The following is a 21989-nucleotide window of genomic DNA, read 5'->3' on the forward strand; positions in this document are numbered from 1 at the left end:
GGCGGCGCCGGGGCCACGGGCTAACCTTTCGACAATTCCCGAAAGGTGATGAATGGGATATCTCATCAAGGTCAGCCCGCAGGACATCGTGACCAGCAGGTTCGCGATCTCCCCGCTCATGGTGACCAAACAGGCGCTCTGGCTGCTGTCCGGCAGGTGGGAGGCCGGGGTGTGGCGCTCCTGGATCCGTCAGGCCCGCGAGCCGTACGGCAGGCTGCTGGTGGAGCGGCCGGGGCTCGGTCCGATGGTCGGGCTGTTCCGCGGGGGGCACTACAACATCGACTTCCCCGCGCCCCCGCCGGACGGGGTGAACACCTCCTTGGAAACGGAGCTGGCGACCGTACGGGCGACGCCCGCGGCCCAGGCGCACCGGGAGATCACCAGGAACCTGGAGGGCATGCCCCGCCCTGCGGGCGCCGTCCTTGAGGTGTTGTTCTCACCGGACGTCGTCGGGCTGTTCGCCGACGCCCTCGAAGCGGTCTGGACCCGGATCGTCTCCCCCATCTGGCCACGCGTCCACGCGATCCTGGAACGGGACGTGGTCCAGCGGGCGGGCAGACTCGCCACCTACGGCTGGGCCGCCGCGCTCGACGACCTCAGTCCCCGGGTGCGCTGGCGCCCCGAGGGGGTCATCGAGGTCACCCCGGCCGAACAGGAGGTCGCCCTTGAGGGACGGGGGCTGCTGTTCGTGCCGTCCCCCTTCGTCTCGGGGATCAGCTCCTACCTCGAACACGCCTGGCCGTACGCGATCAGTTATCCGGCGCGTGGCACGGGCATCCCGCACGAGACGCCGGACGGCCTGGCCACGCTGATCGGCAGGACCAGGGCCCGTGTCCTGCTCGAACTGGCGGTTCCCGCGACGACCAGTCAGCTCGTCCGCCTGCTCGGCCTGAGCCTGGGAACCGTCGGCGGTCACCTGGCCGCCCTGCGCGGGGCGGGCCTGGTGACGGCCAACCGGGTGGGGCGCGGCGTGCTGTACCACCGCACCGCGCTGGGCGACTCGCTGGTCAGCCCCTCGGCGCCCCGGTCATGACCTGACCGCCGAGCCTCCCCGGCCCCGTCCACCGGGAGAGGACCTCGGCCCGTCCGCGAGCCCGTCGTGCCCCCTGTCCGCCCCCGCTGTAGGAGGTCAGGTGGGCAGGGCTCGCCACGGCCGTCCAACCGTTGTCACATGGGCGTGCCGTCCCTTCGGGGGCGAGGCTCCGGAGGGTCCATGAAAGGGATGACAACGTTGTCAGAGGCCGTACCCCAATCAACGCATCTGTCAGCGCGGAACGTCAAGGCATAGTCGGATAACAACACGTGTCCGCCCTCCCACGGCCGTCACACACGCTGCACCGTCCCGTCGAGCAGCGTCAGCACCGTGACCCCGAAGTCGTGGATCGTCGCCGACAACTCCTGCGAGGCGAGGCCCGGGGCGACCACGACCAGGGAACCGCGCATCAGCGCCAGCCCGATCAGGGTCGTCAGCGCCAGGGTCGAGGTCAGCGGCCAGGTCACCAGCAGGACGTCCGACTTCTCCAGCGCGACGACCTTGTCCAGCTCGCACATCCGCCAGATGAGGTTCTCGTGGGTGAGCACGCCGCCGTCGTCGTCCCGCAGCGCGGGCTGCACGGACGGGTCGAGAGACGGCAGCGGAGCCGGGGCGAGCAGCAGCAGGTCGGCGAAGTCGACGGTGTCACGCGCCTGGCCGAACGCGATCACCTGACGCACCCGCGAGACGTCGGCCGCCTGCAACGAGCTCTCCGCGAGCCCCGGAGTGGTGATCAGGAAGCGGGCGTCCAGCCGGACCAGCAGGTCGCTCATCCGCCCGTTGCCGGACACGATGGGCGCCGCGACCAGGCCCGCCGCGATGACCGTGTGCACCGCGAGAACGTGGGCTGCCACGTTGTCCACGTGGATCCCGGCCACCTGCCGACCCCGCGCGCCCCGCTTGACCAGTCCCGAGGCTCCCCGCGTCACCTCCTCGGCCAGGCGGCGGTGACTGTAGACCACCCCCGCACCGAGGTCGATCAACGCGGGCCGGTCACCTCGCTCGTGCGCGCAGCCGAACACCGCCTCGGTGACGGTGCCCCTTGTGGACGAGGAGGTGGGTCTCATGCCGACGACCGTACGGCCGGCATCTCCGGCGCCGCATCGACAGATGTATGTAAATGAGTGTGTATCCGGGCCAGATCCCTCCGATGGCCCTTTCCCCCATTAGGCGTTTCCGTGCTTCACCGAAATGCGTGTGACCTGTGAAAACGCCCTCGATCCGGGGAGGGTTCCGCGATTGACGGAGGCTTCCGTGGCTCTGACTCGGGATTCACCGGCCGTCCGGCTCACGGGAAATCCGCGCGGGGCGCATAGCCCCTTCAACGCGTGCGGGTCCGAGCCCTGCGCGGCTCGGACCCGCTGCCGCGTGTCCCGTGGCCTTCGGTCCCCACCCCTCCGAGGAGACCTCGACCGTCGAGAGGGACACGCGACGTTCGCGACGTGCCCGACCGAGACGCCCGAGATGGTGTGGGCCTGCCGTACCTGGCCGCCGTGGCGGGTGTGGTGCGGAAGGCGGGGCGTCATCGGTCGAACACGAGGAAAACGTACGGCTACCTGCTGCTTCCCCGCATGCGCCGGAGTGCGTATCCCAAGGTGTATCTGTGGCGTATCCCGTGGCCGCCGATGTGTAGTTCCTGTGTGTAGGCGATCTGTCACCGTCAGACGCGGTTGTGCTCGATGACCCACGTGGCCACCTGGGTGCGCGAGGAGAAGCCGAGTTTGGCCAGGATGTTGGCCACGTGCCGGGCGGCGGTCGCGGGGCTTATCACCAGTTCGTCGGCGATGGCCTTGTTGCTCAGCCCCCTGGCGACCAGCTCGGCGATCTCCCACTCTCGCCCGGTGAGCGTGGTCAGCGGGGCGGCCACCGGCATCCTGCCCGAGGCGGGCAGCGACGCCTCGGCCCGCTCCTCGCCCTCCAGGGCGTAACGGACCGCCTGCTCCTGGGACATCTCCTTGCCGAGCGTCCACAGGTGGGCGACCAGCGCGTCACCGAGCCGGGCGCGGGCGGGCTGGAGCAGCTCCTCCATTCGCGCGCCGAACCCGGACGGCATGGCGCCGCCGCTCATCGCGTGCCTGATCGCGGCGGACGCCCCCGCCAGCCGTACCGCGCGGTGGTCGTCCTCCTCGGCGAGGGCGAGCTGGGCGAGCGTCTCGATGCGCCGGGCGACGCCGAGCCGCTGGCCGGTCCTGCGGCACAGGCGCAGGCTCTCGGTCAGCCTGGCGCGGGCGGTCGTGAGGTCGCCCTGGGCCAGGGCGATCCGCCCGAGGCCGGACAGACAGGTGATGGTCTGCCAGTGGGCGGTGATGTCCTTGAGCTGGTCGAGGGCCTGCTCGTAGTGGGAGCGGGCCTCAAGCAGGTCACCCCGCGTCCAGGCGACCTGGGCCAAGCCGATGAGCGCGACCGGGGTCGCCCAGTGGTTGTCGAGACCGTGGGCGATCGCCAGCGCGGCCTCGAAGGAGCGCTGCGACTCCTTTGCCCGCCCCTCGGACAGCGCGAACGTCCCCTCCATCGAGCGGATCACCATCTCGTGCCAGGGGTCGTCGACCCTGCGCACGGCCTCCAGCGCCTCGTCGAGCAGACGCCGGGCCTTGTCGGGGCGCCGCCGGTAGATGGCGACCCAGGCCAGGATGGCCAGTGCCCCGCTGAGCGGCCCGTACAGGCCCGTCGCCCGGCACAGGTCGGCCGCCTCCGAGCAGGTGTCGAACGCCTTGGCGGGATCGCCCTGGCCGAAGGCCACCTGGCCGCGCAGGACGAGGGCGTCGGCGCGCACGCGCGGGGGAAGCACCCCGGACTTGGCGGACAGCAGGCGTTCGAGCCACTCGTCGGCGGGGGTGAACCGGCCGCCCGCGATGGTCGGCCAGCGCAGCAGCACCAGCAGCCGCAGCGCGTTCTCCGGCTCCTCCACCTCGGCCGACCAGCGGACCGCGGCCCACAGGTTGCTCTGCAGCTCGTCCAGCAGCACCAGCATCGGGCAGATCTCCGACCAGGTCGGGCGAGGCGACCTGACGATCAGCTGGTGCATGCGCCCGGCGATCACGGCCATGTGGTCGCGGTGCCGCCGTCTCAGCTCGTGCTCCTCGCCCGCGGCCTCCATCTGCTCGGCGGCGTACTGGCGGATCGTCTCCAGCATCCGGTAGCGCGTCTCGCCCGCGACCTCGGCGTCCGCCAGCACCAGGGACTTGTCCACCAGGCCGCACAGGACGCTCAGGACGTCCTCGGCCCACAGGCCGTCACCGCCGCAGACCTGCTCGGCCATCTCCAGCGTCCACCCGCCGGTGAACACGGCCAGGCGCCGCAGCAGGATCCGCTCCGGCTCCTTGAGCTGCTGGTAGCTCCAGTCGACGGTCGCCCTGAGCGTCTGGTGCCTGGCGGGAGCCGTACGGTCTCCCTCGGAAAGAAGGCGGAACCTGTCCCTGAGGCGGGCGTGGATCTGCTCGACCGTCAGCACCCGGCACAGCGCGGCGGCCAGTTCGATGGCCAGGGGCATCCCGTCGAGCGCCCCGCAGAGACTGGCGATCTCGTTGGCGTTGCTCACGTCGAGGGTGAACCCGCGCACCGCGGCCTTGGCTCTCCTGACGAACAGCTGCACGGCCTCGCTGGCCGCGGCGTACTCGTGGCCGTCCGCCTCGGGCAGCGTGAGCGGCGGCACCCGCCACACGGTCTCCCCCGCGACCCGCAGCGGCTCTCGGCTGGTGGTGAGGACCCGCACCTCGGGACAGATCGTGAGGAGCGTCCTGCAGAAGCGGGCACACTCGTCGATGAGCGACTCACAGTTGTCGATCACCAGCAGCAACTGCCGGTCGGCGAGCGCGTCGAACAGCGTCTCGGAGAGCGGACGGGACGGCTCGGCCTTGATGCCGAGCACGGCGGCGACCCGGGGCGCGATCAGCTCGTCGCTCGCCGCCTCCGCCAACTCGACCAGCCACACCCCGCCGGAGAACCCCGCGGCCAACCGGCCCGCGACGTTGACCGCCAATCTGCTCTTGCCGATGCCTCCGGCCCCGCACAGGGTCACCAGGCGGGCGACACCCAGCAACTCAACGAGCTCCTCGACGTCAATCTGACGCCCGACGAAGTCGTTGGGTTCGAGGGGGAGGTTCCCACCGGTGAGAGAAATGTGTGCGGTGTCCTGTGTCATCGGCTCTTAATGAGGTCGCTGGGCAGCCGTCACAGAAAGTGTGACACCAATTACCGTGCCGTGCCCAGGCTTAGCACCATTTCGGATGCTCGGATTGCCTGACTGCCCCTATTGGGACACCGTAATGAATTCAGCGTGACACTCGCCTCCCGTATCGGCGCTACTGACCGTGACCGGCCAGCGGATGGCGGACGCGGGTGGGGCGATTCACACTGCAGACATGCCGGACACATCCTCGGATCACGATCCAGCCTCTCCCCCATCCCCGCGCCGCGCCCCCGAAGCTCCGGAAAGCCGCCCCGACGCGCCCGCCGGTTCCTCTTCCGGTTCCGGCGGAACGTCCACGCCGGTGCTCGGCGAGATCAGCCTCTCCGACTGGTACGGCCACGCCGACGCCATGGCCGACGTCGGCTTCCTGTCCCTCTCCAGGAGGCTGCCCGCCCTCGTCGCGCAGGCCGTACGGCTCGGCTGGGCGGCCAGTCCCCGCGACGTCGTCGCCACGATCGGGCTGAGTGTGCTCGGCGGCGTGTTCACCGCCTTCGGGCTGCTGGCCACGACCGGGGTGCTCTCGGCCCTGTTGGAGGCGGGGCCGACGCCGGAGCGGGTCGTCGCCGCCCTGCCCAGCCTCGTCCTGGTCGGCGTCGCGGGCACCCTGCGCACCCTGATGCAGGCGGGCGCGGGGTGGGCGCAGTCACGGCTCGAACCGCAGGTGAGCAGGATCGCCGAGGAACGGCTCTACGGGTTGACCGGCCAGGTGAGTCTGGCCGCGTTCGACGACCCCGACTTCCACGACTCGCTCCAGCGCGCGTCCTCGCGCGGGGTCACGACGGCGGGCTCGATCGTCAGCACGGCCATCAACGTGCTGACCGCCGCCATCGGCATCGCCTCCGCGGCCGGGGTGCTCGGGGTGCTCCACCCGGTCCTGCTGCCGCTGCTGGTGCTCGCGGTGCTGCCGGACGCCTGGGCGGCGGTGCGTACGGCGCGCATGCGCTACACCACGATGTACGCGTTCATCCCCGTCGCCCGGCGCAAGTGGATCATCTCGGAGCTGCTGGCCGAGCGGGCGGCCGCCGCCGAGGTGCGCTCCTTCACGATGCGGGACTTCCTGCTGCGGATGTACGACGCGGTCGCGACCGCGGAGCAGAACGTCAGGCTCGACCTGGCCAGGCGGCAGACGTTCGCCAGGGTGGTCGGGGAGGCGCTCGGCGGGCTCGGGGCGGCCCTGGTCTACGTGGCCCTCGGCCTGCTGCTGGCCGCGGGCTCGGTGCCGCTGGCCGTCGCGGGCACCGCCGTACTGGCGATCAGGTCCGGGCAGACCTACCTGTCGAACCTGATGTTCGCCACCAACCGGCTCTACGAGGAGGGGCTGTACTTCACCGACTTCCTCGACTTCTGCGCGGAGGCGGAACGGCGGGTCGGCCCGGCGCGGCCGGACACGGCGCCGGCGACGTTCGAGCGGATCGCCGCCGAGGACGTCGTGTTCACCTATCCCGGCTCGGAGACGCCCGCGCTGCGTGGAGTCTCGGTGCACCTCGACCGGGGTGAGGTGGTCGCCCTGGTCGGTGAGAACGGTTCGGGCAAGACCACGCTGGCCAAGCTCCTGGCCGGTCTCTACGAGCCCGAGAGCGGGCGCGTGCTGTGGGACGAGACAGACCTGGCGGGGGTCGATCCCGACGGGCTCAGACGCAACATCGCCGTCATCGCCCAGGACCACACCCGCTGGCCGCTGACCGCCAGGGACAACATCGGCATGGGCACCGACAGGGGTGAGGAGGCGCTGACCTCGGCGGCGGAGGTCGCCGGGGCCGACCAGGTCGTGGCCGAGCTGAAGCACGGCTACGACACGCTGCTCGACAGGCGGTTCACGGACGGCCAGGAACTGTCGGGCGGGCAGTGGCAGCGGATCGCCATCGCCCGCGGCTTCCACAGGGACGCCCCGCTGCTGATCTGCGACGAGCCGACCGCGGCCCTCGATGCCCGCGCCGAGCACGCCCTCTTCGAACGCGTCAGGCAGCACGCCGACGGCCGTACGGTCCTGCTGATCACCCACAGGCTGGCCAGCGTCCGCTACGCCGACCGGATCTACGTCCTCGACCACGGCAAGGTCGTCGAGCAGGGCGCCCACGGCCACCTGATGGCCCTCGGCGGTCTCTACGCCGACCTGTACGGCCTGCAGGCCGAGGCCTACTCCGCCTGACCTCGCGGTCTCTCCGCCTGTTCCTCGCCGGGAGAGACCGGCGCGAGTACGGCCCGCATGACGGCCCTGGCGATGGGAGCCGCGATCTGCCCGCCAGGTCCGCCGTGCTCGACGAGGACCCCGACCGCGACCCTGGGCGCGGTGGCCGGGGCGAAGCCGGTGAAGACCGCGTGGTCGCCTCCCGGGACCCCGTTCTCCGCGGTGCCTGTCTTCGCGGCGACCTCGACCCCGGGGATCGCGGCGGCCTCCCCGGTGCCACCTGGCCTGGTGACCGTGACCATCATCGCGGTGAGCCGGTTGGCCTCCTCGGGGTCGAGCGTCCTGCGGTACGGCGAAGGAACGGCCCCGTCGACCAGTGTGCCGTCGGCCAGCCTGATCTCCTCGACCAGGTAGGGACGCATCAGCGTGCCGTCGTTCGCGACCGCCGCCGACATCATGGCGATCATGAGGGGGGTCGCCCTGGTGTCGAACTGCCCGAGCGCCGACATGGCGGTCTGCGCCCGGTCCATGTCCCCGGGGTAGACGCTCCTGGCGACCGGCATGGGGACCGTCAGGTCGTCGGCGTCGAAGCCGAACGCCCGCGCCTGCTCGCGCAGTGTCTCCTGGCCGAGGGCCAGCCCCAGGTTCGCGAACGGGGTGTTGCAGGAGAGCTGGAAGGCGTAGGCCAGCGGGGTCCTGCCGTTCCCGCACGTGGCGCCGCCCGCGTTGCGCAGGTAGGAGGCCGTCCCCGGCAGGCGCAGCGCGGCGGGCGCGCGCAACCCGGTGGTCGGCCGGTATCTCCCCGAGCCGAGCGCGGCGGCACTGGTGACGATCTTGAAGGTCGAGCCGGGCGGGTAGTCGCGCTGGATAGCCCGGTTCAGCAATGGTTCGCGGGGGTCGTCCCGCAGCCGCCTGTCGGCCTCCTCCAGACCCGCGGCGTCGGGATCGGTGTAGACGTTCGGGTCGTAGGAGGGATAGGAGGCCATGGCCAGGATCGCGCCGGTCTGCGGTTCGATGGCGACGACGGCCCCCGGCCTCCCCGTGGCGCGCAGCGCCTCGTAGGCCGCCCGCTGCGCCGCGGGGTCGATGGTGAGCCTGATCGTCGCCCCCGCCCGCGTGCCGTCCAGCAGCGCGCGCAGCTTGACCCGCAGGTCGGTGCCGGACAGCACGGCGTCCTGCGCGCGTTCGAGCCCGGTCGCTCCGTAGATCGACAGGTGCCCGGTGACCGGCGCGTACGGCTGCCCGCCCGGGTAGAGGCGCCGGTACCTGTGCCCCCCGGTCCCGGTGCCGTTCTCGACGCTGGTCGCCACGACGGTGCCGTCGCGCAGCAGGATGTTCCCTCTTGGACCGTCGAGCCGGATGATCGCCAGCCGGGGGTTGCGCGGGTCGTCGCCGAGCCGGTCGCTCCTGAAGCCCTGGAGGTAGGTCACGTTGGCCAGCAGCGCGAACATCATGGCCCCGCACGTCAGCGTGACGTGCCGAAGCGGAATGTTGATCCGGCGTGCGCGCGGTGCGGCCATCGCCCCTCCCCCGGTCCCGCTTCCGGTTTAACAGGCGAAGCGGAAAGAAGGGGCAGGTGAGGAGCAAAGCCGCTGTACGACTTCCCCAGCCCGAGGCGGCTACCTGGCCAGGCCGTTGGGCGGGTCGCCGTACAGCCTCGTCAGCTCCAGACGCTCGCTCGACCGGACCGCCGGGCGGGGTCGCCGTACGGCCTGATCAGCGTCTGGCGCCGAGTGGTTCGCACTGGGGCAGGTCGGCGATGTCGCGGTAGTAGCCGATCTTGGCCTGGACCGCCCGCTGCTTCTCGCGCAGGTTGGCCACCTGCTCCTCGACCCGCCGGTCGTGGGCCTCAAGTAACGCGACCCGGTCGGCGATGGTGTGGTCGCCCGCCCTGACCAGCTCCGCGAAGCGGAGCATCTCGGCGATGGGCATGCCGGTGTCCCGCAGGCAGCGGAGCGTGCCGAGCCAGCCGACGTCGTCCTGGGTGAACCTCCGCTGTCCGGCCGCGTTGCGGCCGACTCTTCCCAGCAGACCGATCCGTTCGTAGTAGCGCAGGGTGTCGAGGCTGAAACCGGTCTCCTCGACCACCTGTCCCGGCGTGTAGACACTCACGTCCGGCAGCATCCCACCTGGAGTGTGCTCCAGGTCAAATCATCCCTTTTCTCTCAACTGTCGGGCAGGTGGTCCGACAGGTAGCGGCGGACCAGCCGCTTGCACTCGCCGACCAGCTCGGGATCGCCGTCGGGCCGGGAGCGGAAGGCCAGTTTGAGTACGGCGTCGGCCGCCTCGACAGCGACGACCAGCGCCCTGTCGAGACCGGGTCCGCCCGGGACACCGAGCAGGTCGGTGATGATCGTCCTCAGCCGGTCGGCGACGATGACGTTGTTCTTCAGCGCCGTGTCGAGGGTGCGCTCGGTCCCCTCGATCACCGGGCCTCCGGGAGCGAGCAGCACCTCGCCGAAGTCGACGACCGCGAACCCCGGGGTCGTGCGCTTCATCTCGACGAACTCGTCGATGGCAAGGTCCACCATCTCGGTCCAGTCGGACAGCCGCACCTCGGTGAGCCTGGCCGTGACCCGGCCGAGGAAGGCGTCGAGGTTGCGCAGCGCGAGCGCGCGCACCAACCCCTGTTTGTCGGGAAAGAACTGGTAGAACGTGCCGATCGGCACCTCGGCCCTGCGGGCGACCTCCTTGGTGGTCAGGGCCTCGTACCCCACCTCGTCGAGGAGCCGTGCGCACTCGTCCAGCATGCGCTCGACACGTTCGAGGCTTCGGCGCTGGGCCGGACGACGGCGGAGGGTCTCCCCGGAAACGTTCGTCATCGCTCTATCATCCCCCATGACAACCGACAGTGATTGTCATGATCTTTACCGGCGACCGATGGAGGGGCGACCATCACGTACGGTCACCGGCGGACGGCTCTGGGTGGGCGGCGGACCATCTCGACTTTCCCCCTGGGAAACGCCGCCCAATACGGCGTCGCATCGATGCGGGAACCGCGCCGGGGAATGGAAATCCGCGTTTCGCGAAAAACTCTCAGAAATCGCGAGTCGTCGTCCTTTTCCCCTCCGACTTCGTCATCCTTCCTGCCCGGCCTCAAGACCGGCCGCCGACAGCCGCTCGAACTGTTCCCGCGACAGCGACACCTTCAGCGCGGCGACGTTCTCCTCCAGGTGCCCGACCGAGGTCGTGCCGGGGATCGGGATGACCGTCGGGGAGCGGTGCAGCAGCCAGGCCAGCGCGGTCTGCGAGGGGGTCGCGCCCACCTCGCGCGCCACGGCCGCGACCGGGCTGTCCTGACCCGCGTGCCCGCCCATCGCGATCGGGAAGAACGGCAGGAACGCGATGCCGTGCTCGGCCGCGTAGTCGACGACCCCGTCGTGCTGACGGGTGACGAGGTTGTACATGTTCTGCACGGCGGCGATCGGCGTGATCTCCGAGGCCTCCCTGAGCTGCTCGACCGTCACCTCCGACAGCCCGATGTGGCGGACCTTCCCCTCCTCCCGCAGTTGCCTCAGCGCGCCGATCTGGTCGGCCAGCGGCACCTCGGGGTCGATCCGGTGCAGTTGGAGCAGGTCGATGCGCTCCACCCGGAGCCGCCGCAGGCTCAGTTCGGCCTGCTGCCTCAGGTAGGCGGGGTTGCCCAGCGGGATCCACTCGGCGGGGCTTGGCCGTACGACACCGATCTTGGTGGCGATCGCGACCTTCTCGGAGTAGGGGTGCAGGGCCTCGGCGACGAGTTCCTCGTTGGCGCCCAGCGCGTAGGCGTCGGCGGTGTCGATGATCCCGACCCCGAGCTCGACCGCCCTGCGCAGTACGGCCAGCGCGGCGGCGCGGTCTGCGGGGGCCGTCCAGATGGGCGCGGCCCAGGCCTCCGCGGGCCTGTCGGGTCCGTCGGCAAGCCGCATGGCGCCGTAGCCGATCCGCCGTACCGTCAGGTCACCGCCGAGAGTGAAGGTTTCCGTGTTGTTCGTCATGCCGGAAACGCTAGAAGCTCACATCGGTGTGAGATTCAAGGGGGTGTGAGACAGATCACGTCGCGGGTGTTTCCGGATGAGACAGCCCGTTTCGCGCCTTATACGGGATGGCCTTCCTGCCCGATCGACGCTCGTGTGAGGTGACCTCCGTGCGGACCTTCAGCCCCGTAGCAACCGGCATGAAGATCGGCGAGCTGGCCAGGGAGACCGGCGTGAGCGTTCGGCTGCTGCGGTACTACGAGGAGCAGGGCCTGCTCACCTCACACCGCAGCCCGAGCGGCCACCGCCACTACACCGCCGAGGCGCCCACGGTCGTCGGCCACATCCGCGCCCTGCTCGCCGCCGGTCTGCCCACCCGCACCATCCGCGACATCCTGCCCTGCATCGAGGGCCCGGGCCCCGACATCCACCCCTGCGTCAGGGACTACCTCCAGACCCACCTGCGGGACCTCGACACCCAGATAACCGCCCTCCAGCGGTCCAGGAACTCCCTCGCCACCATCCTGAAGTCCTCATCTGTTCCGTAGCACGGCGTACAGCTTTTCCAGAAGGTCGAACGCGAGGACCAGAGGAAGCGGAGCATAGGTCACAAAGAGCCAGAGGTCGTCGCTGTATCCGTTCAACGTGATTAGCAGATAGGCCAGAAGCGCGATCTGGAACGTCAACGAGTCCGAGAAAGACTTCTGGGACTCGGCGGCCTCTTCCTCGGGGAGTTTCTTCTCCCGACCACCGAAGCGCCACCTCGCGTACAGCCAGAACAGGCAGTATGCGGCACTGGCCGCCATACAGACGAACAGGGCCACCACCAGCACGGGAGATCCGTCACGGAACCTCGCGACCAGAACCGAGGAAAGCCAGAGAGCCAGCAGACCTCCCCTGCCGGCCATATCGGAAACCCCGCGAACAGAACCCTCATCGGCCACGCCGCCTCCGTGGAAGAAACACATTCCTGGAACGAGCCTAATCCGGCTCACGCAATTCTGGGCGCCGCGAATCAGAAGACCGAGATATGGACGTGGTCGTAGTGGTTGGCGGTTATGCCGCCTCGGTCGGACATCATTCGCCAGCCGGTTCCGGTGCGGATGTCGTAGTAGCGCTGTTGCCAGATGATGTACATGATCCCGATGTCGCGGCCGTGGTCGATGGCCCACTGGGCGAGGCGGTCGCCGCGTTCCTTGGCCTCGGCGGTCGGCATGCGGCCACCGGTGCTCATCATGAAGTCACAGGCCCGGCCGCTGCCGTGGTCACCGGGGTCGCCACGGCGCAGGCAGCCGACCGGATAGGGCATCGGGAAGGTCCGCAGAATCGTGTTGCGCACGCTCACCATGCGAGGAGTGAGCCCCTCGCTGCCGCCGGGTTGCTGGAAGCCGTACTTGGCGAGCAGGCTCTCGATGCGGACGCGGTCCTTCTTGAGCTTGGTGATGTCGTCCCCGAGCTTGACGATCTTCGCCTCGGCGGCGGCCTCCGCGTCCTTGGCGTCCTTGACGAGCTCCTTGAGGTGGCCGAGCTGGCTGGCGCGCTGACCGGCGAGGTAGGACAGCATCGCGACCCCGTCGAGCGTGGTGCCCGGGTCCCCCTGGAAGGACAGCAGGTTGATGTCGTCCAGGTTGCCACCCATGTAGGCGGTCTGGGCGAAGCGCGTGACGGCGGTCTCCGCGGTGGCCAGGCTGCGCTTCAGGCTCCTGGCCCGCTGGGTCGCCTTGCTCGCCTGGACCCGCGTCTCCTCAAGGCTCTGCACCTGCCCGCGGTACCTCTTGTTGAGGGCGTCGGCCTCGCGGGTGAGCCTGGCCAGTTCGGCCTCGGGGTTGGGTTTGGCGGCCCGCTCCACGGCGGCCCCGGCCATGAGCGGCGTCATGAGCAGGGTGGAAAGCATGACGCCCAGCGTGATCGAGCGACTCGATCTCACGCTTCGCTCACCTCCAGACCCCCTCACGGCCGGAGCGAAACTATAGGAGACGATCTTGAGGCCTGTCAGAGAAACGATGGAACTCCCGCACCATTGACGAACTATCTACCAGTCTGCGGGGGTTTAAACAATCGTCACATAGGTCACAATCCTCCCTCCGGCCCCCCGACCTCCCCCTTGCCTTGCGCGGCCGAACATGATTCGGTCTCACCAAAGGTCCACCGCGCGCCTGGGCTGACGGGTCTCGGCGCCTCCGCCCCTGACGCCTGGTCCGTCCCCCCCGATCCGTCCGACGTGGGAGAGGTGGCAAGGGTCAGCGCGTGCTTGTACGGCTTCCGCCGAGCCGTACAGGCGAAAGCCGTACAAGCACGCCTGCGGACGGATGAACGGCCCAGCACGCCCCCGCGACGCTGGGCCACCACCCGGGCGGGTCCTACGACCGCCGCCTCTGGCGGAGGGTCGAGTCCCGTGGACCGCCGGGGCGGATCTCATCCATCTGACTTAGGTAGACGCGAATTATGGGCGTTTGGTTCGAGGCAGAATCGCGAGAGTTTGCCGGGTGATCTCCAGCTCCTCGTTCGTGGGGATCACCGCGACCTTCACGGCCGTCCCGTCGGGCGAGATGACGCCCTTCCCCCGCCTGTTGCGCTCCGGGTCGACGGCGATGCCCAGTGCCTCAAGGCCGTCCAGTGTCGTCTGCCTGACCAGCGGGGAGTTCTCCCCGACCCCTCCGGTGAAGGCGATCACGTCGACCACGCCGAGCACGGCGTAGTAGGCGCCGACATACTTGCGCAGCCGGTGGCAGTAGACGGAGAAGGCGAGCTCGGCGTCGGGGTCCTTGGCCGCGAGCCGTTCCTGCACGGTCCGCATGTCGTTCTCCCCGCACAGGCCGCGCATGCCGCTCTCCCGGTTGACCAGCGTGTCGATCTCGTCGAAGGACATCCCTCCGGTCCTGGCGAGATACAGCAGGACGCCGGGGTCGAGGTCGCCGCTGCGGGTCCCCATGACGAGCCCTTCGAGCGGGGTCATGCCCATCGAGGTCTCCAGGCAGCGCCCGCCGGAGACGGCGGAGGCGCTGGCCCCGTTGCCCAGGTGCAGCACGATCACGTTGCAGCCCGGCCTGCCGACCAGCGCGGCGGCCTCGCGGGAGACGTAGGCGTGCGAGGTGCCGTGGAAGCCGTAGCGGCGGATCCGCAGCCGTTCCGCCAGCTTCCTGTCGATCGCGTACGTCGCCGCGGCCGGTGAGATCGTGGAGTGGAACGCGGTGTCGAAGACCGCGACCTGCGGCAGGTCGGGGCGCAGCCGCCGGGTGACCTCGATGCCCGCCAGGTTGCCCGGGTTGTGCAGCGGGGCCAGCGGGACCAGTTCCTCGATCTTCGCCGTCACCTCGTCGGTGATCAGCGTCGGCTCGGTGAAGTCGGTACCGCCGTGCACCACCCGGTGCCCGATCGCGGTCAGTTCGGGGGAGTCGATGCCCAGGTTCCGGTCGGCCAGTTCCCCGGCGACGATGTCCAGGGCCGCCTCGTGGTCGGCGACCGGGGAGCCTGGTTCGCCGATCCGCTCCACGATGCCGGAGGCCAGCCGCTCCTCACCGATGAACAGGGCGTACTTCACCGACGACGATCCGCTGTTGAGCACCAGGACGCGCTCGGTCTTCCCTGCCACGGTCACCCCTGTTCCTGTGCCTGGATGGCCGTGATGGCCACGGTGCTCACGATGTCGGTGACCAGCGCGCCCCGCGACAGGTCGTTGACCGGCCTGCGCAGTCCCTGGAGCACCGGCCCGACCGCGACGGCGCCCGCCGAGCGCTGCACGGCCTTGTAGGTGTTGTTGCCGGTGTTCAGGTCCGGGAAGATCAGCACGGTCGCCCGGCCCGCGACCGGGGAGCCGGGCAGCTTGGCGGCGGCGACCCTGGCGTCGACGGCCGCGTCGTACTGGATTGGCCCCTCGACCAGCAGGTCGGGTGCCCGTTCCTTGACGAGGTCCGTGGCCCTGCGCACTTTGTCGACGTCCGCGCCGCTGCCGGAGTGGCCCGTGGAGTACGACAGCATCGCGACCCTGGGCTCGACGCCGAAGCGGCGCGCCGTACGGGCCGAGGAGATGGCGATGTCGGCGAGCCGCTCGGCGTCGGGGTCGGGGTTGATCGCGCAGTCGCCGTAGACGAGCACCCGGTCGGCCAGGCACATGAAGAACACCGAGGAGACGACCGAGGTGCTGGGGACGGTCTTGATGATCTGGAAGGCGGGCAGGATCGTCGCGGCCGTGGTGTGCGCGGCGCCGGAGACCATCCCGTGCACGGCGCCGCGGTGCAGCAGCATCGTGCCGAAGAAGTTGGCGTCGGCCATCAGCTCCTCTGCCCGTTCCCGCGTCATGCCCTTGTGCGCCCGCATCTCGGCGTACTCGTCGGCGAAGGAGGCGCGCAGCGGGGAGGTCGTGGGATCGACGACGGTCACGCCGGACAGGTCGAGGCCGAGGTCTCCGGTCCTTCTGCGGATCACCTCCGGCCTGCCCAGCAGGGTGAGATCGACGATGCCGCGCCGCATGAGGATGTCGGCGGCCCGCAGGATGCGGTCCTCCTCCCCCTCGGGCAGCACGATGTGCCGCCGCTGGGAGCGGGCCCGTTCCAGCAGGGTGTGCTCGAACATCATCGGGGTGATCCGTTCGGAGCGGGCCAGCTCGATCCGGTCGGCGAGGTCGGCGGTGTTCACGTGGGACTCGAAGTGGCCCAGCGCCGTGTCGATCTTGCGGGGGTTGTCGGCCGTCAGCCGCCCCTCAAGCCCGGCCAGGGTCGTGGCGACGGTGAAGCTGTCTGCGGCGGCCGAGAGCACCGGCACCCCGGGGGCCAGGCGGGCGGTGAGGTCCCGCACGGCCTTCGTCGGCTCCTGGCCCAGCGTCAGCACCACGCCGGACGGCCTGACCGTGCCCGCGGCCTCAACGGCGAGGGAGGCGAGCAGCAGGTCGGCCCGGTCGCCAGGGGTGATCACCAGTGCCCCGTCCGTCAGGTGTTCGAGGAAGACCGGCAGCGTGGCCCCGCCGAACACGAACCCCAGCACGTCCCTGCGCAGCGCGTCCTCGTCGCCCTGCAGGCGCCTGGCGTCCACGGCCCGCATCACCTGCTCGACCGTCGGCGCCGAGAGCGAGGGGTTCTCGGGGATGACGTAGCACGGCACGGGAAGCCCGGGATCGACGATGGTCCCGCTCGGCACCCGGTTGGCGACGACCGCGAGCACCGTGCTGCCGAGGTCGGAGAAGACCTGGTAGCCGGTGCGCATCTCCATCGCGATCTCCTCGGCGTGGTCGCCGTGCGCGCCGACCACCACGATCACCGGGGCGCCGAACTCCGCGGCGAGGCGGGCGTTGAACGCCAGCTCCCTCGGCAGGTCGTCGGTGGCGAAGGAGCTGCCGAGCACGAGCAGCGCGTCACACTCCCGTTCGAGCGCGTGGAAGCGGGTGACCAGCCGGGAGATCAGCTCCTCGACACCGTGCTCGGCGTAGATCTCCGCGGCGGCCTCGGCCGTGACGCCCGACTGCGTGGCCGCGGGCCGGTAGCGCTCACCGAGCAGTTCGAGTGTGCGGTCGTCCCCCCTGGTGATCGGCCGGAAGATCCCGGTTCTGTGCGCCCTGCGGGCGAGCAGCTCCATCAGGCCGAGTTCGACGATCTGCCTGCCGTCCCCGCGCCCGAGACCCGCCACGTAGATGCTGCGCATACGCCCTCCTGTGCCGCGAGACCGCCTCGCGAAACCATGCTGCGAACCATGCCGTACGGCCCGCCCCGACCGGAAGAGCACCGGGGTCAGGCGTTGGCCGTGACCCATTCGCCGATCCTGCGGACCAGGCCGGGGGTCGCCGCCGACTCCGCGTGGCCGTAGCCGGGTTCGATCCACAGCTCCTTCGGCTCCCCCGCCGCGTCGTGGAGCTGGTGGGCGTGGTCGAGGGGGAAGAAGGAGTCGGCGTCGCCGTGGACGATCAGCAGCGGGGTCGGCGAGATGTCTATGACCGCCTCGTGGGGGGCAGAGGGCACCGGGTCCCACCCCCTGCTCCTGATCCGCGTCCTCTTGCCGACCCGCGCGGCCAGCCGTCCCAGCGGGCGTTCGATCGCCCAGTGCACCTGCCGCATGGGACGGGTCCCCCGGTAGTACCACCGCGCGGGCGCGCTCACGGTGACCACCGCGTCGACCTCTCCGGCCGCCGCCCGCCACCCGGCATACCGTACGGCCACCGCCCCGCCCATGGAGAAGCCGACGACCGCGACCCTGGGGTAGCCGATCGCCCTGGCGTGCCGTACCGCCGCGTCCATGTCGAGGATCTCCAGGTCCCCGACTGTCGACTCGCCCCCTGAGCGGCCGTGGCCGCGGAAGTCGAAGGAGACCACCCCGCCGAACCCGCTGAGCACGTGGGCGATCCTGCGGGTCGGACGTTCCCTGAGGGAACCGGTGAAGCCGTGGGCGAGTACGATGCCCAGGTCGCGCGATCCTCGTGACGGGGTGTGCGCGGCGTCGATCCGCACGTTGTCCTCGGTTCTGAGCATCACGGCGAACGACGGCGCTAGAGGCATGTCCCGAGCTTAGGACCTCGTCCCGTGGCTTCGCCGGATGCGGGCAGTTCGCCATATCGGAGGAAAGGGCCGCTCCGTAGGCTTGCGGGGTGTCCTGGAGGTGAACATCCGGGCGCGTTCGACGGCGACGTGAAAGCGATTGTTGCGGATCAACTAAAATAGAGAGGCCGCACGGTCCGCGGCCAGCTTCCACGATCACAGAGTGAGACTCAAACATGCCTTTGAACAGCCGCGACGACCTGCGGAACATCGCGATCATCGCGCACGTCGACCACGGCAAGACCACTCTCGTGGATGCCATGCTCTGGCAGTCCGGAGCCTTCCGCGCGAACCAGGACGTGGACGACCGTGTGATGGACTCCAACGACCTTGAGCGCGAGAAGGGCATCACCATTCTCGCGAAGAACACCGCCGTCAAGCACAGCGGCATGACCCTCAACATCATCGACACCCCCGGCCACGCCGACTTCGGTGGCGAGGTCGAGCGTGGTCTGTCGATGGTCGACGGCGTCGTGCTGCTGGTCGACGCCTCCGAGGGGCCGCTGCCCCAGACCAGGTTCGTGCTGCGCAAGGCGTTCGCCGCCAAGATGCCGGTCATCCTGTGCATCAACAAGGTCGACCGCCCCGACGCCCGCATCAAGGAGGTCGTGGACGAGGTCTACGAGCTCTTCATGGACCTCGACGCCACCGAGGAGCAGATCGACTTCCCGATCGTCTACGCCTCGGCCAAGGCCGGGCGCGCCTCGCTGAACCGCCCCGAGGACGGCGGGATGCCCGACTCCGACGACCTCGAACCGCTCTTCGAGGTCATCAAGGAGACCATCCCCGCGCCGACCTACGACCCGAGCGCCCCGCTGCAGGCGCACGTCACCAACCTCGACGCCTCCTCCTACCTTGGCAGGATCGCGCTGTGCCGCGTCCACCAGGGCACCATCAAGAAGGGCCAGCAGGTCGCCTGGTGCCGCACCGACGGCAGCATCCAGAAGGTGAAGATCACCGAGCTGCTGATGACCGAGGCGCTTGAGCGCAAGCCCGCCGAGGAGGCGGGTCCCGGCGACATCATCGCCATCGCCGGCATCCCGGACATCATGATCGGCGAGACGCTGGCCGACCCCGAGGACCCGCGCCCGCTGCCGCTGATCACCGTGGACGAGCCCGCGATCTCGATGACCATCGGCACCAACACCTCGCCGCTGGTCGGCAAGGTCAAGGGCTCCAAGGTCACCGCCCGCATGGTCAAGGACAGGCTCGACAAGGAGCTCGTCGGCAACGTCTCGCTGCGCGTCCTGCCGACCGACCGTCCCGACGCCTGGGAGGTTCAGGGCCGTGGTGAGCTGGCGCTGGCCATCCTGGTCGAGCAGATGCGCCGCGAGGGCTACGAGCTGACCGTGGGCAAGCCCCAGGTGGTCACCAAGGTCGTGGACGGCAAGGTGCACGAGCCGGTCGAGCGGCTGACCGTCGACTGCCCCGAGGAGTACCTCGGGGCGGTGACGCAGCTTCTGGCCGTGCGCAAGGGCCGCATGGAGCACATGACCAACCACGGCACCGGCTGGATCCGGATGGAGTTCGTGGTCCCGGCGCGTGGCCTGATCGGCTTCAGGACCGAGTTCCTCACCGAGACCCGGGGCACCGGCCTGGTGCACCACGTCTTCGACTCCTACGAGCCGTGGTTCGGCGAGCTGCGCACCCGCAACAACGGCTCGCTGGTCGCCGACCGCTCGGGCCCGGTGACCGCGTTCGCGATGCTGAACCTCCAGGAGCGCGGCGTGCTGTTCGTCTCGCCGACCACCGAGGTCTACGAGGGCATGATCGTCGGCGAGAACTCCCGCTCCGACGACATGGATGTGAACATCACCAAGGAGAAGAAGCTCACCAACATGCGCTCCTCCACGGCGGACGAGACCGAGAAGGTCATCCCGCCGCGTCAGCTCTCCCTTGAGCAGGCGCTGGAGTTCATCCGCGAGGACGAGTGCGTGGAGATCACTCCGGAGAACGTGCGCATCCGCAAGGTCGTTCTCGACGCCGCCACCCGCGGCAGGAGCGCGGCCCGCGCCAAGCGCGGCAACTGAGAAACCCCGAAGAGAAGGGCGTTCCCGTACGGCGGGGCGCCCTTTTCCTTTTCCCCGCGCCACACGGGTTCCACCAACCCCACGCGAACCGCCATTCCCTCTTTCCACGGCCCACGGCTTTTCGCACCCCGCCGCGAATTCCGCTTGTGATTACCGGACACACGGCCTTCCACGTGCGCGGATTCAAATGTCGGGAGTTCCAGGTAACCACTCGATAACGGGCTCCGCCGTACCGGAAGTGATCGGTTACCTACCTCGTGTTTTTCTCCGGAAATCCATGTCGCCTGATCCCGCCGCGAGGCCGTACCTGCTGGAACGGTGAATACCGCCACCCCCGGCGGCGAAACCGGGGTAACGTGATGAGAACGGCGTCTGCGACCGCATCATCATTGAACCGTCCGAAGGGCCAGGGGGCAGTGCGGTCTTTTGGGGCTGCCTTCCTCCGGGTTTATCACCGGCATGCCAAAGGACAGCATCAAGAGAATGGTAGAGGAGAAATGGACCTGAGCAATCTCCAGTGGCGGAAGTCGAGTTTCAGCAGCCCCAACGGAGGCGACTGCGTCGAGGTCGCCGAACTCGACGGCGCCACGCACCGGCCCGAGCACAAGCGGGAGGCCACCCATGTCGTGCGCGACAGCAAGGACCCGCTGGGCCCCGTCCTCTACTTCAGCTCCCCCGGATGGCGCGCCTTCGTCAACGGCGTGAAGACCTCAGCGTTCGACCGCTGACCTCGCCCGTGGCCGGGGGCTTCCCGGGCGAGACCGAGAAAGGACCGCCAGGCACAAGGAGAGTCCCCCGGCCCCATCGCCGGAGGACTCTCCTGGCGGAAGAGACGCGCCGCGCCCCTTCCGGGTCACCGGGTCAGGACGAGACCGCGCACTGACCGCGCTTCTCCTTGACGGGGCCCTCCTTGGTCGGGCGCACGTCGAAGTCGAAGATCTCCGTGGGCAGGTAGAGCGAGCAGCAGGCGTTGGGGATGTCGACGACGCCGCTGATGCGGCCCTCGATGGGCGCAGAGCCGAGCAGCAGGTAGGCCTGCTCGCCGGTGTAGCCCCACCTCTTGAGATACTCGATGGCGTTGAGGCACGCCCTGCGGTAGGCCACGGTCGCGTCGAGGTAGTAGTTGGTGTTGGTGTCGTGGTCGACCGAGATGCCGATGAACGACAGGAACTCCGAGTAACGCGGCTCGACGTTGCCGGGCATGAAGATCGGGTTGGTGCTGACGCCGTACTTCTCCATGCCTCCCTTGATGAGGTCCACGTGGAAGTCGATGAAGCCTCCCATCTCGATGGCCCCGCAGAAGGTGATCTCACCGTCGCCCTGGCTGAAGTGCAGGTCGCCGCCGGAGAGCTTGGCGTCCTTCACGTGGACGGGGTAGAAGACGCGTGCCCCGCGCGTGAAGTTCTTGATGTCGTGGTTGCCGCCGTTCTCGCGCGCGGGCACGGTACGTGCTCCCTCGCGGGCGATCCTGGTCGCCACGTCACCGGTCGCCTGACCGGCGAGGGCGTGGTCGGCGAGCGGCGGCAGGCCGAGCGCCGGGACCCGGTCGGGGTCGGTGTCGATGAGCGCCTGCTCCCGCCGGTTCCAGCTCGCGAGCAGTTCGGCCGACGGTGCCGTGCCGAACAGGCCGGGGTGGGTTATTCCGGCGTACCTGATGCCGGGCAGGTGACGGGACGACGCGAATATGCCGTTGAAGTCCCAGATCGCCTTGTAGGCGTCGGGGAAGTAGTCGGTCAGGAAGCCGCCACCGTTCGCCTTGGCGAATATGCCGGTGTATCCCCAGCCCTGTCCCGGCACCTCACCGGTCTCCTGCGGGACCGGGCCCAGGTCCAGGATGTCGACGACCAGCAGGTCTCCCGGCTCGGCCCCCTCGACCCCGATGGGTCCGCTGAGCATGTGCGCGTAGGACAGGTCGACGTCCCGCACGTCGTTCGCCGAGTCGTTGTTGCCTATCTGCGAGTCGGTCCACTCACGACACTCGACACGGAACACGTCCCCCGGCTTGACCATGGCGGCCACGGGGATGTCCGGGTGCCACCGGTTGTGCCCGGGCACCTGCTGTTGGCTCATCGGCTTCGACTGATCCACGCTGAAGACGACCTTCGGCATGACGACTCCTCCCTTGAGTCCCT

At 69.4% G+C, this 21989-nt stretch carries 17 protein-coding genes; 5 read left to right on the forward strand and 12 right to left on the reverse strand.

The window, feature by feature from the left end:
- Positions 1 to 52: 52 nt before the first annotated feature.
- Positions 53 to 1033, forward strand: coding sequence for an ArsR/SmtB family transcription factor (locus FHS44_RS27890; RefSeq protein WP_184719935.1), 981 nt, complete (start codon positions 53 to 55; stop codon positions 1031 to 1033).
- Between the two features lie 290 nt (positions 1034 to 1323).
- On the opposite strand, the gene FHS44_RS27895 is transcribed toward FHS44_RS27890, so the two are convergent.
- Positions 1324 to 2100, reverse strand: a complete 777-nt coding sequence (locus FHS44_RS27895; protein ID WP_184719938.1) for an AMP-binding protein — start codon at positions 2098 to 2100, stop codon at positions 1324 to 1326.
- Positions 2101 to 2693: 593 nt separating this feature from the next.
- Positions 2694 to 5174: an ATP-binding protein gene (locus tag FHS44_RS27900; protein ID WP_184719940.1), complete on the reverse strand. Its 2481-nt coding sequence runs from the start codon at positions 5172 to 5174 to the stop codon at positions 2694 to 2696.
- A gap of 397 nt (positions 5175 to 5571) precedes the next feature.
- Between FHS44_RS27900 and FHS44_RS27905 the strand changes: the two genes are divergently transcribed.
- Positions 5572 to 7371 (forward strand): ABC transporter ATP-binding protein, encoded by a 1800-nt coding sequence (locus FHS44_RS27905; protein ID WP_246436201.1) that lies wholly within the window; start codon positions 5572 to 5574, stop codon positions 7369 to 7371.
- Here FHS44_RS27905 and FHS44_RS27910 read toward each other — a convergent pair.
- The 4 genes from FHS44_RS27910 to FHS44_RS27925 all read right to left on the reverse strand — a co-directional run bounded on the left by FHS44_RS27910 (position 7359) and on the right by FHS44_RS27925 (position 11327).
- Positions 7359 to 8870, reverse strand: coding sequence for a peptidoglycan D,D-transpeptidase FtsI family protein (locus FHS44_RS27910; protein ID WP_184719944.1), 1512 nt, complete (start codon positions 8868 to 8870; stop codon positions 7359 to 7361). The genes FHS44_RS27905 and FHS44_RS27910 overlap by 13 nt on opposite strands.
- A 196-nt stretch (positions 8871 to 9066) precedes the next feature.
- Complete coding sequence (locus FHS44_RS27915; protein ID WP_184719946.1) at positions 9067 to 9474, reverse strand: MerR family transcriptional regulator; 408 nt, start codon at positions 9472 to 9474, stop codon at positions 9067 to 9069.
- 41 nt (positions 9475 to 9515) lie between these two features.
- Positions 9516 to 10172: a TetR/AcrR family transcriptional regulator gene (locus tag FHS44_RS27920; protein WP_184719948.1), complete on the reverse strand. Its 657-nt coding sequence runs from the start codon at positions 10170 to 10172 to the stop codon at positions 9516 to 9518.
- A 255-nt stretch (positions 10173 to 10427) separates the two neighbouring features.
- Positions 10428 to 11327, reverse strand: coding sequence for an aldo/keto reductase (locus FHS44_RS27925; protein WP_184719950.1), 900 nt, complete (start codon positions 11325 to 11327; stop codon positions 10428 to 10430).
- Positions 11328 to 11506: 179 nt separating this feature from the next.
- Between FHS44_RS27925 and FHS44_RS27930 the strand changes: the two genes are divergently transcribed.
- Entirely contained in the window at positions 11507 to 11854 is a 348-nt protein-coding gene (locus tag FHS44_RS27930) for a MerR family transcriptional regulator (RefSeq protein WP_184719952.1), read from the forward strand.
- On the opposite strand, the gene FHS44_RS27935 is transcribed toward FHS44_RS27930, so the two are convergent.
- The 5 genes from FHS44_RS27935 to FHS44_RS27955 form a co-directional block, all read right to left on the reverse strand.
- A complete protein-coding gene (locus tag FHS44_RS27935) occupies positions 11840 to 12250 on the reverse strand; it encodes a hypothetical protein (protein WP_184719954.1) in 411 nt (136 codons plus the stop codon). The genes FHS44_RS27930 and FHS44_RS27935 overlap by 15 nt on opposite strands.
- Positions 12251 to 12321: 71 nt before the next feature.
- Positions 12322 to 13233 (reverse strand): coiled-coil domain-containing protein, encoded by a 912-nt coding sequence (locus FHS44_RS27940; RefSeq protein ID WP_184719956.1) that lies wholly within the window; start codon positions 13231 to 13233, stop codon positions 12322 to 12324.
- A 516-nt stretch (positions 13234 to 13749) separates the two neighbouring features.
- A complete protein-coding gene (locus tag FHS44_RS27945) occupies positions 13750 to 14904 on the reverse strand; it encodes an acetate kinase (protein WP_312863842.1) in 1155 nt (384 codons plus the stop codon).
- Positions 14901 to 16940 carry a phosphate acetyltransferase gene (pta, locus tag FHS44_RS27950; protein ID WP_184719958.1) on the reverse strand — a complete coding sequence of 680 codons (2040 nt, stop codon included), beginning with the start codon at positions 16938 to 16940 and terminating at the stop codon, positions 14901 to 14903. Before pta ends, FHS44_RS27945 begins: the two co-directional genes overlap by 4 nt.
- Before the next feature lie 86 nt (positions 16941 to 17026).
- Entirely contained in the window at positions 17027 to 17788 is a 762-nt protein-coding gene (locus FHS44_RS27955) for an alpha/beta hydrolase (protein WP_184719960.1), read from the reverse strand.
- Between the two features lie 215 nt (positions 17789 to 18003).
- Between FHS44_RS27955 and typA the strand changes: the two genes are divergently transcribed.
- Positions 18004 to 19857 carry a translational GTPase TypA gene (gene typA, locus FHS44_RS27960; protein ID WP_184719961.1) on the forward strand — a complete coding sequence of 618 codons (1854 nt, stop codon included), beginning with the start codon at positions 18004 to 18006 and terminating at the stop codon, positions 19855 to 19857.
- Positions 19858 to 20354: 497 nt separating this feature from the next.
- Positions 20355 to 20585 (forward strand): DUF397 domain-containing protein, encoded by a 231-nt coding sequence (locus tag FHS44_RS27965; RefSeq protein ID WP_184719963.1) that lies wholly within the window; start codon positions 20355 to 20357, stop codon positions 20583 to 20585.
- Positions 20586 to 20718: 133 nt separating this feature from the next.
- Here the strand turns inward: FHS44_RS27965 and fmdA are convergent, their stop codons facing one another.
- Complete coding sequence (gene fmdA, locus FHS44_RS27970) at positions 20719 to 21966, reverse strand: formamidase (RefSeq protein ID WP_184719965.1); 1248 nt, start codon at positions 21964 to 21966, stop codon at positions 20719 to 20721.
- Positions 21967 to 21989: the final 23 nt, after the last annotated feature.

The sequence above is a fragment of the Streptosporangium saharense genome, from assembly GCF_014203715.1.
Lineage (GTDB): Bacteria > Actinomycetota > Actinomycetes > Streptosporangiales > Streptosporangiaceae > Streptosporangium > Streptosporangium saharense.

Coding starts and splice junctions, on each gene's coding strand:
- FHS44_RS27890 (WP_184719935.1), top strand. CDS start 53: ATGGGATATCTCATCAAGGTCAGCCCGCAGGACATCGTGACCAGCAGG.
- FHS44_RS27955 (WP_184719960.1), bottom strand. CDS start 17,788: ATGCCTCTAGCGCCGTCGTTCGCCGTGATGCTCAGAACCGAGGACAAC.
- FHS44_RS27910 (WP_184719944.1), bottom strand. CDS start 8,870: ATGGCCGCACCGCGCGCACGCCGGATCAACATTCCGCTTCGGCACGTC.
- FHS44_RS27905 (WP_246436201.1), top strand. CDS start 5,572: ATGGCCGACGTCGGCTTCCTGTCCCTCTCCAGGAGGCTGCCCGCCCTC.
- FHS44_RS27895 (WP_184719938.1), bottom strand. CDS start 2,100: ATGAGACCCACCTCCTCGTCCACAAGGGGCACCGTCACCGAGGCGGTG.
- FHS44_RS27920 (WP_184719948.1), bottom strand. CDS start 10,172: ATGACGAACGTTTCCGGGGAGACCCTCCGCCGTCGTCCGGCCCAGCGC.
- typA (WP_184719961.1), top strand. CDS start 18,004: ATGCCTTTGAACAGCCGCGACGACCTGCGGAACATCGCGATCATCGCG.
- FHS44_RS27915 (WP_184719946.1), bottom strand. CDS start 9,474: ATGCTGCCGGACGTGAGTGTCTACACGCCGGGACAGGTGGTCGAGGAG.
- FHS44_RS27965 (WP_184719963.1), top strand. CDS start 20,355: ATGGACCTGAGCAATCTCCAGTGGCGGAAGTCGAGTTTCAGCAGCCCC.
- FHS44_RS27930 (WP_184719952.1), top strand. CDS start 11,507: ATGAAGATCGGCGAGCTGGCCAGGGAGACCGGCGTGAGCGTTCGGCTG.
- fmdA (WP_184719965.1), bottom strand. CDS start 21,966: ATGCCGAAGGTCGTCTTCAGCGTGGATCAGTCGAAGCCGATGAGCCAA.
- FHS44_RS27925 (WP_184719950.1), bottom strand. CDS start 11,327: ATGACGAACAACACGGAAACCTTCACTCTCGGCGGTGACCTGACGGTA.
- pta (WP_184719958.1), bottom strand. CDS start 16,940: ATGCGCAGCATCTACGTGGCGGGTCTCGGGCGCGGGGACGGCAGGCAG.
- FHS44_RS27900 (WP_184719940.1), bottom strand. CDS start 5,174: ATGACACAGGACACCGCACACATTTCTCTCACCGGTGGGAACCTCCCC.